The sequence below is a fragment of the Salmonella sp. 32120201201600049SM genome (assembly GCF_017572835.1).
In the GTDB taxonomy this organism is placed as follows: Bacteria; Pseudomonadota; Gammaproteobacteria; order Enterobacterales; family Enterobacteriaceae; genus Salmonella; species Salmonella enterica.
Genome location: NZ_JAGESA010000002.1, coordinates 325,305 through 338,483 on the forward strand (window position 1 = coordinate 325,305; position 13,179 = coordinate 338,483).

14 protein-coding genes are annotated in these 13,179 nt (G+C 49.4%); all 14 read right to left on the reverse strand.

The window, feature by feature from the left end; genetic code table 11:
* Window positions 1-30: 30 nt before the first annotated feature.
* Complete coding sequence (locus J4650_RS07505; protein ID WP_000134802.1) at window positions 31-789, reverse strand: transcriptional regulator; 759 nt, start codon at window positions 787-789, stop codon at window positions 31-33.
* Window positions 776-1,282, reverse strand: a complete 507-nt coding sequence (locus J4650_RS07510) for a CaiF/GrlA family transcriptional regulator (RefSeq protein ID WP_000093338.1) — start codon at window positions 1,280-1,282, stop codon at window positions 776-778. Before J4650_RS07510 ends, J4650_RS07505 begins: the two co-directional genes overlap by 14 nt.
* A 109-nt stretch (window positions 1,283-1,391) precedes the next feature.
* Window positions 1,392-2,474, reverse strand: coding sequence for a fimbrial protein (locus tag J4650_RS07515; protein ID WP_023993962.1), 1,083 nt, complete (start codon window positions 2,472-2,474; stop codon window positions 1,392-1,394).
* Window positions 2,471-3,214: a fimbrial biogenesis chaperone StdC gene (gene stdC / locus J4650_RS07520; protein WP_023250444.1), complete on the reverse strand. Its 744-nt coding sequence runs from the start codon at window positions 3,212-3,214 to the stop codon at window positions 2,471-2,473. The genes J4650_RS07515 and stdC overlap by 4 nt, the downstream gene beginning before the upstream one ends.
* Window positions 3,215-3,254: 40 nt before the next feature.
* The gene (stdB, locus tag J4650_RS07525; protein WP_124234959.1) at window positions 3,255-5,744 is read right to left on the reverse strand and encodes a fimbrial outer membrane usher protein StdB; all 2,490 of its coding nucleotides are present in this window, start codon (window positions 5,742-5,744) and stop codon (window positions 3,255-3,257) included.
* 119 nt (window positions 5,745-5,863) lie between these two features.
* Entirely contained in the window at window positions 5,864-6,448 is a 585-nt protein-coding gene (locus J4650_RS07530; protein WP_023993960.1) for a fimbrial protein, read from the reverse strand.
* 718 nt (window positions 6,449-7,166) lie between these two features.
* A complete protein-coding gene (locus J4650_RS07535; protein ID WP_000835262.1) occupies window positions 7,167-7,799 on the reverse strand; it encodes a YfdX family protein in 633 nt (210 codons plus the stop codon).
* 46 nt (window positions 7,800-7,845) lie between these two features.
* Window positions 7,846-8,382 (reverse strand): STM3031 family outer membrane protein, encoded by a 537-nt coding sequence (locus J4650_RS07540; RefSeq protein WP_001038500.1) that lies wholly within the window; start codon window positions 8,380-8,382, stop codon window positions 7,846-7,848.
* A gap of 608 nt (window positions 8,383-8,990) precedes the next feature.
* Window positions 8,991-9,551, reverse strand: coding sequence for a 6-phospho-3-hexuloisomerase (gene hxlB, locus J4650_RS07545; protein WP_000116120.1), 561 nt, complete (start codon window positions 9,549-9,551; stop codon window positions 8,991-8,993).
* Between the two features lie 14 nt (window positions 9,552-9,565).
* Window positions 9,566-10,318: a glucose 1-dehydrogenase gene (locus tag J4650_RS07550; RefSeq protein WP_000032693.1), complete on the reverse strand. Its 753-nt coding sequence runs from the start codon at window positions 10,316-10,318 to the stop codon at window positions 9,566-9,568.
* A gap of 122 nt (window positions 10,319-10,440) precedes the next feature.
* Window positions 10,441-11,085, reverse strand: a complete 645-nt coding sequence (gene rpe, locus J4650_RS07555; protein WP_000057267.1) for a ribulose-phosphate 3-epimerase — start codon at window positions 11,083-11,085, stop codon at window positions 10,441-10,443.
* Window positions 11,086-11,103: 18 nt separating this feature from the next.
* Complete coding sequence (locus tag J4650_RS07560) at window positions 11,104-12,357, reverse strand: PTS transporter subunit IIC (RefSeq protein WP_000425557.1); 1,254 nt, start codon at window positions 12,355-12,357, stop codon at window positions 11,104-11,106.
* A 27-nt stretch (window positions 12,358-12,384) separates the two neighbouring features.
* Window positions 12,385-12,678 carry a PTS sugar transporter subunit IIB gene (locus tag J4650_RS07565; RefSeq protein WP_000628511.1) on the reverse strand — a complete coding sequence of 98 codons (294 nt, stop codon included), beginning with the start codon at window positions 12,676-12,678 and terminating at the stop codon, window positions 12,385-12,387.
* 21 nt (window positions 12,679-12,699) lie between these two features.
* Window positions 12,700-13,179, reverse strand: a complete 480-nt coding sequence (gene gatA, locus J4650_RS07570) for a PTS galactitol transporter subunit IIA (RefSeq protein ID WP_023993959.1) — start codon at window positions 13,177-13,179, stop codon at window positions 12,700-12,702.

Genomic DNA, 13,179 nt, shown 5'->3' on the forward strand with positions numbered 1-13,179 from the left:
GTGTTTCTGGATAGGGTCGCCGGAGGCGGGTTATTGCGGAGCGATAAACGGAGTTCGCTGCAGTGATTTACAAAACCGGGTACCAAACAGCAGTTCCCGTAATCGGTTCCGCATTCCCAGCTTCACCAGTAACCGGTATTTGTCCTGCCAGATTTGCTTCTCCTGTGTATTCAGCCTTCCACACAACGCTGACAACCTTCCTCGTCCACGGTAAACTTCCTGAAGCAAGCGTAACTGGGCCAGGCTCACTCCGCATGCCAGTATCTCCCGGTGCATCAACTGATCCATATAGTTCATCAACCGCTTCGGATTGTTAAATATCGGTGGCACTTCCAGAAAGCCCGTCACCGGATCCGGAGATAACAAAAAGGCGTCCAGCCCTCCTGTCCTGCGCAGGCGTGCGCCCCCGGCCCACTGTTCATCCCGCCGCCACCGAATAAGTATCTCCGCCAGTTCCTGCTCCAGCAGCGCCGGGATGCCGCCGTATACCTTCAGTACCACCCGGTCGCTGAAAAACAGCTCATCGCTGATAATCATAACCGGGTAGTCCGGCAGTATCTGTCTCAGGGAATAGAACAAAAAGAGATGTTCACGGGGACGCAGACACAGTATCAGTATGGCCTCCGGTTTCCGACGTAATTGCTGCAACAGAACAGGCAGACTGTATGCGGTTTCACAGTTGCAGCCCGGCAGAAATCTCCGGACCAGGTGTGCCACGGCGATCGTCACCGGCCAGCAGTCACCGTAAACGATAATCTGCCGGGCCGGCATCCGGTTATGTTCCGTCATCCTCATCCTCCTTCTTTTTCAGGATTTTCCCCGCATTTCTGTTACTGCACAGCCGGTTCCACAGTTCATTTGCCATCGACCTGTCACCATTACCGACCCGGCGTTTTGATACCAGCGGCGGTCCGGCTTTTTCACGGCGCGTGGACGGGGTGGGACTGTCAAGAACCCGGATAACATAAATCTCATAGCGTCGTGCTTTATTAGGCAGGGTCTGGTGACGGCAAATGCTGACCACCCGCGATGTTTTGCTTCGCAGATAGGCAATCAGGTAGCTGGCCCGTCTGGCCGTGATGTGAAACGCCTCTGCTATCTGGTTACGCTGAACCCAGTTCTGCTGCAACAGGCACCAGTGTGCCACGATGATATACAGGGGCTCGCCGGAATACTGGCGGACACTTACCGGAATAAAACAGGCATCATGGTTGGTCTGTCCGGGATAATGAATATCGTTACCTGAAAAAACTATCTTCCCTTTTGATTTATCAGAAGACATGCAAACTCTCCGTTTTTTTAGTGAAAAAGACCGAGAAGAAAAAAATAATCATAAAGATAAATTTATAGCTATTTTTTAATTAACTATCAGGAAATGGTATTTAATCCTGCTAATTGTAAGTAACAATCACTGTCATTGCGGCTGAAAAAGCGCCTGTTTTAATTACCTCACCGGGTATAGCTTCGACCTTTGCTTTATACTGTTTTATAATTCTGCCACCGGCACCGTTATCAAGATGGATAGATCCCATATCTGTTTTCACATTAAATTTAACTGGTGTGTTATTATCCACATCCATTACCGACAGTCTGAAACCATTGTTTTCTTGTTTATTATTCTTAAGAATCACGGTGCTGTCAGCATCTGCCAGTGTCAGACCGTTGGTCCTGAACTCTATAGCCAGTGGGGCGACGAACGGGATCTGCGTTCCGACATTCTGTTGTGCTGTAACGGTGAAAGGTACTTCCCTGGGCACCAGGGTTTCCTTATATTCCGTATAAAAACGCCCCATATTGATGGTATTAGAAGGAGAGATAATAACCTTGCCTGAGTTGTCAGGAATAAATCTGAGATTAAACGCAGAAACAGTTAAAGGTCTGAATGGAACAGTCGGTGGTTCAACAGACAGTCCGGGTTGTGACGGGCTATAGGGATATATATTAATTTTACTTCCCGGAATGTTTATGTCCAAAAAATTATTATTGAAAACCTGTTCGACAAAAATATGTACTGTAATCGTTCCGCTCCGGTTATATGTTTTTTGCGCGTCCATACGTTGCCCGAATGCTTTTGAACTGAACCAGCCTGAAAACCCTGCCTGTATATCCCTCCACGTAAATGTCACGGGAGTCAAACTCCCTTCCTGAACAACGATATCCATTCCAAGACCGCGATCTTTTAGCGCAGTGGCTACCTGTCTCATATCGGAAAGCGAAACTGCTGTAGAGTAAACAAGTGAATTAAAACTGCTCCATGTTGTAGTACAGGTATAACTTATGGGAACAGTAATCTTCTGCAGTTCCTGCCCTTGTAAATATTGTCCTCCCTTCAGACTGATATTCTGAATATTTACATTTCCATTGGCATCACATTTTGACCAGTCATAGTTTGCCCTCGCAGAATCACAGACAGCAAAGAAAAGAAACACACCTGACAGTATCAGTGATTTCATATTGAATAATCGTCCTGTCATGATGTCGCCCCTGCGTCCTTAAACGCGCAGTTCAGGGCATCGCAGGCGTAGCGGTTCATCTGCAGTCCACCGTAATCATCAATATACCCCACCCACAGCGTCCGGGTTTCTGCCGGCAGAACAGCCTTTAAAGGCAGGTTCCCCAGGGGCGGCACCATCACGCCCTCGCGGAAACCGCTGAGCCTGTGGCTACGGTCTGCTCCCAGCCACGCCACAGTGATGTAGTACGGCGTCGGGTTTCTGAGGGTCAGATGTCCCGCATTCCGCTCAGCAGTCAGCTTTCTTTCCGGCTGGTCACTGCTGCTTCTGATAATGGCTTTCGGACGGTAAAACAGTTTCAGCTGGCTCTGCATGGCCAGTTGCAGAACGTTGTCGTCTTCTGGCTTCGGGGGAACGCCCCGCACGTTAAACCAGAACAGTGTTTCCCTGTCCTGAGGGAGCTTATCTGTCAGCCCGCGAACCTGGGTGATGCGGACCTGGGATTTCTGTCCGGCATCAATACGCTGCAGCGGCGGCAGCGCCATCAGCGCATCGGTTCTCACCCCGTCAGCGTCCGTCACCCAGGACTGCGCCAGGAACGGCGTGGTTTTGTCATCGTTATTCAGCGTGATGGCCACCGTTTTCTGCGGCGCATCCATGATAATACGGGTCCGGTCAACATTGACGGCCGCCGGGCTGTACTGGCTCCATGCTGCCGCCAGTGCGAGTAAAATCACACGGCTTCTTCTGCTGTTTTTCACCTGTTTTCTCCTTTAGACCTGCTCTGTGACAGGGATATTTTTATCTGCAGGGCAGTAACAGCGGCCCCCGGCTGAGTGTCACCGTTTCCGGCAGGGTGAGTCTGCACTGCACCCGGCCATCCCAGGACACATTCAGGGTCCGGCGGTCTTCCCCGCTGAGACCTGTCAGGTAGGCCAGACCGCCATCTCCGACCATCCCCGCGGTTCTGCCGGTTTTCCCGGACACCACCAGGGCGCCAAACGGTGGACTGGCGCCATCAGCCAGCCGGATATGACCGAGCACCTGCTCCCCCTGGCTGGCGTCAATCTTCCGGTAGCCCACCGCGCCCTCCGTCAGCACCTGGCTGATGACGGAGCTGCTGACGTCCACGTCCTCCGGCAGGGCGGCCACATCAACCGAAATATCGCTGCGGCGATAACTGCTGCCGGCGCTCACCACGCCCACCCCGAAGCGGTTGGTCACCCCGCTGTTGCCGTTCACCGGCACACCGGCCACGTCTCCGGTATCTATCATCATGCGAGGCTCATTCCCGGCCATCGACTGGCTGAAGGCGGCGCCGTGGGCGGTGGCGGTCACCGAGCCGTACCAGCTCAGGCCCAGGCTGCGGTACTGTCCGGGCTGCAGGGTGGCGTCCGCTGCCGCCTGACCCCACGGCAGACGGCTCTGCACGCTGCCGCTAAAGCTGCTGTTACTGCCGGTGTCATAGCGGTTATGACCGGCGCTGATGTTCCATGTGGTATCCGGGTTATGGAAATCGCTGTAATTCACGGTCTGCTGCAGGCCGCCCCGGTTATCCTTCTGCACGCTGTAGCTCACCTGGCGGCTGTCACCCCACGGGATACTGATGGTGGCGTAGACCTGCTTCTGGCTCCCCCCGCCGGTGTACTGGTTACGGGCAAACGACACCGAGGCCGAGAGCCCCTGAAGGTCGCCGAGACTGAACACTTTGTTGAAGCTGAGCATGTAGTTATTGTTGGACTGTGCGTTCCAGTAATTGAGCCGGCTTACCGAGAGGGCCGCGCTCATGTTGAGTACCGGAACGGACTGGCTGTAAGTCACGGTGTAGCTCTGTTTTTCATGCCATGCATCGCCGCCGTCGGTGGCCCGACGCTGCAGGTACTCCGGCATGGAAAGAAATTGGCGGTCCGAAAAGCGGTATCCGACGAACGCCAGGGTACTGCCGGTTTTATCAAACGTTTTGGCATAGTTGATACGGTAGCTGTAACCGGACTGCTTCTGCCCATGCGGCAACCGCGCATCTGAGCGGGTGACGTCCGCAGACAGAGCGCCCAGCAGCCCCATATTCTGGCCGATCCCGAGCGCCGCGGACTGGTAGTCGCCGGTGGAAGCAATGAGGCCGCCATACAGCGACGTGTTGTTAAATGCTCCCCAGGTGGCCTCCCCGAGCAGAAAGTCAGGGCTGACCGTGCTGTTGTTATGCGTTCCGCCGTACAGCGGACGTCCGGCGGCCACCTTATAGCGAACCTGTCCCTGGCGTGCCATAAAGGGGACGCTGGCCGTGTTGACCTGCCAGGTCCGGACGCTGCCGTCGCTTTCCCGGACGCTGACATCCAGGTTGCCGCTGATATTCTGGCTCAGGTCGGGAAGCTCAAAAGGCCCCGGCGACACCCGGGTCTGGTACAGAATGCGGCCATTCTGGCTGACGGTAACCTGTGCATTACTGTTCGCAATGCCGCTGATTTTCGGGGCATACCCCTGAAGAGAGGGCGGCAGCATGCGCTCATCGCTGGCCAAAGTGAGCCCGGCAAAGCGGAAGGAGTCAAAAATAGCGGAGCTGAGGTACGTCTGTCCGAGCGTCAGTTTTGAGCGCAGTGCTGGCAGGGCACGGAACAGATACGTCTGCGGCAGATAAAAATCGGACTGTGATGCGCCCCGCCCACTGTCAAAACGGCTGTACTGATAATCGCTCCGCAACCGCCAGGCGCCGAGATTAAACCCGGCGGTGCCGTAGAGGCTGTAGCTGGTAGAGGTCTCCCCCTGCTGCGGCATATAGCGATTGGCCATCAGGCTGTAATCGAGCAGGCCGGCGGTGACGCCGTCGCTCCAGCGTGAAGGGGGCACCCAGTCCGGGTCCTGATAACGCATCCAGGCTTGGGGGATAATGAAGGTCAGACGCTGATTTTCAGCGCTGTACCGTACCTGACTGTCAGCGGAGCGCAGCTCAAGGCATTGCCCGTCCGGGATACCGGTAACGGGTTTCAGGCCATGAATAATCTTATCCTTAAGACCCAGCATGGCCACCATGTCTGTTGTCACACAGATGACGGCCGCGTCGCGTCCGGCAACCGGTACAACTCTGACCGGATACTGTTCCCGTACCGGCTGGTCATTGAGCCAGATATCGAGAATATAGTTACCGGGCGCCACATACCCCTCGCGGCTGAAGGCCGTGAGGTCCACGTTGGACAGGTTCCCGCTGTCCAGCAGGCTGGCATTGAACTCCGTGGCCTGCGACTTCAGGACGGAAAATGTCAGGGTAATCAGAATGGCAAGCCGGGTAATTTTCATGGCATGGCGCTTTCGTGTTGTCGTCCGTGTAACAGACAGCCCGCAGGCATGGTCAGATATAAAAGCCGTCCGAACCCCTCCGTGGACGGCTTCTCCCTGTCGTTATTTACCGCGTAAAATCACAGGTATTTCAGGGTGTAGGTGACAGATGCGGTGAAGTCACCGGGCGTGACGCCATTATCCAGTGCTATTAGCCGGGCATAGAAGTTGAGTTCGTTGTTTCCGGCCTGCAGTTGCTGAGCGTCGCCCTCCGGCATCTGGGTGTTGGGCTCGATAATTGCGGTGTTGTCACTCTTCAGTAGCTGGACACCAACATGCTGTGCGCTGCCGCTGGTGGTGTAAGCCTTTTTCGCGACATTGGCTCCGCCAGAGAAAGAGACGGTCACTTTGGACATTTTCCCAACCGGGTTCGGATTGGGCGATGCATTATCCGTATCAAATGCACAGTTCTGCAGATGAATGGTGAACGGTTTTGATTCCGTAGTTGCGTCGGTGGTATTCAGTTTACGGTAAGAAATCTGTCCAAACGGAACGGTGATCGCATCGTCGCCCGGTGCGATATCACAGGGTGAGTTGGTGATGGTACCAGTGAAAAGAATTTTACCTGAGCCGAACGGGCCTGCTGTTGGTGGATCGACTGCATATACAGAAGCGCCATACATCATACCGGCAGCCGCCATGGCAAGTATTATTTTATTACGCATAGATAATATGTCCTTTGGGTGAATGAGAATTATTTTGCAAAGGCTGAAAACAAATCTGAGGGTATTAATGAAAGCGTTCAGAAAAGATTCGCATGAATAATAAACGCCGGGTGTTAAACGAAGCACCTGAACTTTCCATCGAAAAATATTGATTTCAGCTAATGCCTAATCAGTTGTAAGAAAATTCTTATTCAAATTAAAACAATAAAAATAGATCGATACGATCGATGATTATGATCGTAATTTAAGAATAATCATCAAAGAAATACTTTTAAATGTAATTATAAGCGAATGAACACCTAACAGACAGATATTCTCAGCGAACATGAAATATTTTGTAATATGTTATCTGGAATGTATGTTTTGCTTTTCCATTACAATGGATATTTACAACACATAATACTAATCATATATAACAATGAAATTACTTGTAGCATAAAAAACTGGATATAACGCAAGTAGAAGGGATTTAATTCCAAAGCATTAACTTAATAAATCATTATGAACCATCATAAGCGGAAGGGATAAAAAATAATAAATGAAATGATATTCTTCTGTATTTGTGATGGACATCACAATAGATATAAATGCAGGTACCCTGACATTACTGAACTTCACGGATGAATTTTAAAAACAATGCCGACAGCAAAGAGCAAACTGGTAATAGCTGTCAGACATAATGCTGCCTGCTGTAATATATACAGCAGGCTGGGGGATATTAATGCGCGGCGTCGTGCTGCACGGGGGGCGTGGGTGATTCCTGAACTGACTGAGAGTCTACAACTATGCCATCCTGAGCTGATTTCAGTAACAGACCTGCCTGATAGTATTTTCCTTCGTTCATCAAGGAAAGCGCTGTGGTCACATCCTTACGGGTTTGCTGAAGAGGAATGAGTTCCTGATTTTCAATAACACTGACGCCTGCTAGTTTCAGGGCCTCTATAGTCCCTTTTTTATCTCCTTCTTTCATTTTCTGGTTTGCTTTATTAATAGCATCATTTTTCTGGCCCGCAGGGAGATAATCTTCTGCTACCGTAATCGATGAATTTATCCGAATATAGTGGTCTCCTTCAACCGGGGCTTTTTTATCTGATTTGACATACAGCTTCCAGTCAGTGCTGTCATCGTTCAGGAGTTTTTCTGCTTGCGCAGCCAGTTGTTCCGCCTTTTGGGTCCGACCATTAAACAACTCGAATCGCGACATTCCGATATCACGCATGGCCTGCCAGGCCTGTCCGGATATCTTGTCATTATTCAGAGTAACGTTATCAGTCATGTTTGTTGCGGCCATAATATTTCCTGAAAACAGGATAACCATCAGCGCAACGCCTGGCATAATATGGCTTTTCATAATCCATCATCTCCACAAAGTAACATTTTTTATCGGATTATCCTATTCAGAACCGGTAACCCACGCCAAGATTAAAACCATTGCTATTAAGGCTTCCGCTGTTATGGGTAGCATCAAAATCCGCGCCCTCATAACCCAGAGTTATAGCGACATTACTGACCGGGGTATAAGCCACGCCAGCAGAATAACCATATCCGACCTTACTGTCAGACTCATTTATCCCGTGATCACGCTGATGCAATAATACGGGACCCACTTGACTATACAGACTTAACTGGTTATTTATTTTCCATGAGGGGCCTGCAAGCAGGGAGTAATAACGGGTTGTTACACGACCATTACTGCTTTCATCGGAATAGCGCTGGCTTCCATTTAGCCAGGCAAATGAGGTTGTCAGCCCCCAGTCCGGTGACATTTCATAGTTGTTTGCCAGCCGAACCCCACGCAACGTCCCGGCGTGATTAGTATGGGACTGGGCGTATCCAAGTGAAAATGTACTGGCATTATCGTCTGCCCATACCGGACTGGCTGCAGCAGACAGCAGAACAATACCGGCACTTCCGGCTAATAGCATTTTGTTCATCTTCTTCTCTCCGGTTATTTTTACCTGATGCCTTACTGGCATGTATTAAGTTAAAATCTTTCCGTGATAACAAACTATAAATAAATCTTTTAAATTATGAGCGCTGTTACGCCAGCAAATACCTTTATCTCCGGCTGTCGGGAGGCTATTCACGAAAATATATCCAGGCCAGAAACAGTATTTAATAATAAATAAACTGAAAAATAAAAACTGACAAAAATAGAAGTTCACTGATATATACCCAAAATAATTCGAGTTGCTTAAAGGCGGCAAGGGAGTGAGTCCCCAGGAGCATAGATAACGATGTGACTGGGGTGAGCGACAAATCTGCCGGGAGCAGATTTGAACGTCGCGTGCGACGGCCCGTCAGGGCGAGGCCCATGGATGGACTGAGTAATCCGTAGCCAACACATAAGCCACTTGAAGTATGAAGGGTATATAACGGGAAAGAAGGCATATCGGCCTGGTAAATCAACGTCTGTGACTTAGTTGCAGGAAACGGCTATGGTGAGGGGGGGGGCGGCAGTTATCGGGCAGTAACGGCATTGTTCAGTGAGTATCCAGGAAACAAAAAAGGAAACGTCCCTTTAAGGGACGTTTCCGGGCGATTACTCAAGGTCAGCGTGTCTCTTAAACATCGTGTCGCTGGTTTCACCGAGTTGGGCCATCAGCTCAAGCACGATAGCGTCATAGGTGATAAAGCAGAGTTGCTCAAAAGCCGATCCCATAGGCTGCGAAAAAGCACCTTCTTCGCGATCGTTGTCTTCTTTCACAGTTCCAGGCAATACAAGAGTACTTTTGGCCAGTTTGCCGATTGTGGACTCCGCTTTCATTGTGACAAGCGCCACATCCACGCCACAGGCTACGGCCTTCTGCGCCAGGCTCACCAGACTGCCGGTCTCACCGCTACCGGAGCCAATAATGACCAGGTCGCCTGGTTTCGTATGAGGAGAAGAAATTTCGCCCACTACGCTTACTGAAAAACCGAGGTGGAGAAGGCGGTTTGCAAAGCCGCGGATGGCGATGCCGCTACGACCCGCGCCCTGCAGAAAGATATGTTTGGCATTCTTAATCTGTGCGACGAATTGGGCAGCCTGGGCATCATCAATCTTCATCGCATTTTGCTGCAACTCGCTCAGGATATTTAAAGTATTTTGTTGAACGCTCATGTGATTCCCTCCCTTTAAGCGATGGTACGACCACCATCCATCAGAATGGTTTGCCCCTGGATGTACGAGTTGTCTTTATCAGCCAAAAAGATTGCAAGGTTTGCTACATCGTCAATGGTTCCAAGGCGGCGCACTGGAATTTTTTCCAGAACGGCATCAAGATCGGCCTGGGTAGGATAATTGACGCGCATCATTTCACCGGTATCAATCAGGCGTGGAGCGATAGCATTAACATTGACACCCTTAGGTCCCAGTTCTTTTGCCAGACCACGAATCAATCCTTCACCGCCAGCTTTACTGGCCGGGTAACTCACGCCACCGCCAGTACCGGAAAGCGCCGAGCCGGATGAGATATAAACGATAGATCCATGATTAGTAGTGAAGTCGTCGTAGAATGCTTTAACGGTGTTAAACAGGCCAGTAAGGTTAATTGCAATCGTCTTATTCCACTCTTCAAAAGTGATGTTATTAACCTTATTAGCAAACGCCACGCCAGCGTTTAATACCAAAATATCAATACGTCCGAAGGTTTGAAAAACCTGCTCACGAACGTTTTCCAGAGCTTTCGGATCGGATACATCGGTTTTAACGAATAAGGATTTAACATTACCGAAAGTTAACTCTTCGGCCGTCTTTTTACCATTTTCTTCGTTATAATCCACAATGACAGTATGAGCCCCACGGTCTGCGAATTGCTTAGCAATTCCTTTACCGATTCCATGTGCCCCACCGGTTACTAGCGCGACTTTACCTTCAAATTTACTCATTTCACTATACTCCTCAAAATCTCATGACAAAGGGGAGGACAACTCCCCTTTCAGGTAATTGGTGATTTAATGAATGCCAATAATAGCGTGTAGGGTTACTGGGTTTATTTGGTACCGAACTGCTATTGGATCGCTGCCCTTAATTTCTGATAGCTTTCTCTCGGTGCATCATTAAATAACGCGCCACCAACAACAATTAAATCAGCACCCGCTTCTTTTACCTTTTTAGCAATTTCAGCATTAACGCCGCCATCAACCTCAATCTGAATATTACGTCCGGCAACCATCTTTTTAGTATTCCTGATTTTCTCCAGACTTTTTTCAATAAATGTCTGACCAGGCTGACCTGGGTTGATGGTCATAATCAAAACATAATCAATATCATCCAGGAGGTATTCAATTACATGTTCCGGCGTCCCCGGATTGAGTACCACACCGGCTTTGCGCCCGGCTTTCTTTATCTTCTGGATAATATAATGAACGTGCGGCGTTGATTCATAATGAACCGAGATCATTTCCGCTCCGGTTTTAATAACATCATCGATATGTCTTTCCGGGTTTGCCAGCATCATATGCACATCAAATGTCATTGAACTGGCTTTTTTCATTGCCGCAATTTGGTTAGGACCGAAAGCTATATTGCTTACATAAGTACCATCCATTAAATCAACATGCAGAATTTCTGTTTTTTCTGTTTCCAGAAACTGAATTTCTTCCTGCAAACGTAATATGTTTGCACCAAATACTGATGGTAAAATTTGTGCCATTTTAGTCAACTCCATAAATTAATGCGTAACTGTGCTCAACCAGTAGGTCAGAATCTCCCATGGGCCGGTTAATACGAAGTCCGTGCCCTGGCCATTAAGGCCGACGCCAGCACCGTTCAGGAACTCAGTTGCACCGGGCGCGACATACCCCCCCAGATACATAACCACCACACAGAACAGTAAGGTTGAGATAATCGAGCGAATAACGTTGCCGTTACTGACCATGACTGTCATGGTCGTCATGTAGATAATTGACATCAGCACGCCGATTGGGAATATCTGAATACCCGGTAAAACCAGCGCACAAAGCATTGTCAGAGGGATGGTAATAACGGTGACAGTAACCGTTGCTGGGTCGCCAAGCGCAAGGGCACAGTCCATCCCGATATTCAGCTCCGCATCTTTACCCATCTGCTTTTGCATGATTTCTTTAGCACTCTTACCTATCGGGTTAAGCCCTTCCATAAGGACCCCAACCACTTTTGGCAACAGCACCATGACGCCAGCCACGCCCATCGCCATTGGCACGATGGTTGTAATGGGTTGTTTGGTTAACAATCCCAGGAGACAACCGACAATCACGCCGATGATTGCGGGTTCACCGAATACACCCAGTCGTTTCTGAACGCTCTCTAAATCCACATCCAGCTTGTTTAAACCCGGAATGAAATCGATAATTTTGTTAACAACCCATGCAAATGGAAGTGTCCATCCGATGTGGATCATCGTGGTACAGGTCGTCCCCTCGAGGCCGTAGTATTTCTGCCATCTTGGCGCAATAAGATCGCCAATAAACAGTGCGGCTACGCTCAGAGCCACGGCGACACCCAACCCAAGGAAAAAGCTGTCAAAGACGAAATACGCAAGAGCCCCCGGAACCAGGAAATGCATGTAGTTCCAGATGTCCACATTAAGAGTTTTGGTAAGCTTCAGACGAACCAGGATCAGGTTCAGGATAATGCCAATAGGAATAACCATTGCGGCAAACGGGGCAACCCACGCAGCTGCGCCAACGGCAGGCCATCCAATATCAGCCACGGTGAACCCGCTGCCAATTTTTGAGTAATACGTAATTGCTGGCTGCAGGGCTGTGTTTAGCAGCCCAACAACCAGTCCCAGACCGATGAAACCGATACCTACAGTGATGCCAGATTTAATGGCGGCACCCACTTTCATTCGAAAAACCAGACCTAAAAGGAAAATAACAAGCGGCAATATTGCTGTAGCGCCCATGCTTGTAATAGTAAACATGATGCTTTTTAACATTTCCATTTAACCATCCCCCGTCTTTTTTAGACTTTAGCCTTTGGAAATTTCGCTTAACAGTTCACCTAATTTTTTACGCAGTGCGGCTTCGTTAATACCGGTAATAAAACCTGCGACGCTCATGTGCGGCTTACCAATATCACCTTTATAATTATTCGTCGTCAGGACCACATCAGCGCTTTGCATTTCAGAGGCCAGCTCGGACATGCTGCATTTATTAATCTTAAAGTTGGCAATTCCGTATTCAGCACAAACCGATTTAACTTCATCAGCGGCTAGTGTGGAGGTTGCGACACCGCTTCCGCAGGCTACGAGGATAGTAATCATGGTAAAATCTCCGGGTAATTGTTATTTAATTATCGTGTTAATAAACAATGCCTTTGCTTCTTCAGCAGGAAGCTCCAGCATCTGGTGGTAAAAATCAGCTAACTGAAGATGGTTAAACAGCGCCTTCAACAACTGCAATTGATCTGCAGGTTGGGTAACAACCAGGTTGACAACCAGGCGGACCCACAGTTTTTCATCGCCATCTGCCTGATTAACTTCTATTTCCTGTGGCAAACGAATGATATAAATCGCCGGGCTGACGGCGTGCTGGCTATCGCAATGGGGGATGGCGACAGCATAGCCGTCAAGTAAAATTCCAGTTGGATAGTCGGCTTCACGTTCACGCAGCGCCTGGAGGTAAGTCTCTCTTACAATCCCATCGGCCAGATGTTTCTGGTGAATATGCTCCAGCACTTCATCATAATTTTTGAATGCCGCCCCATCCGCGACATTGATAGAAATTGCACCCACTTTTTTCTCCTCACCTAACCAATTGCTCAT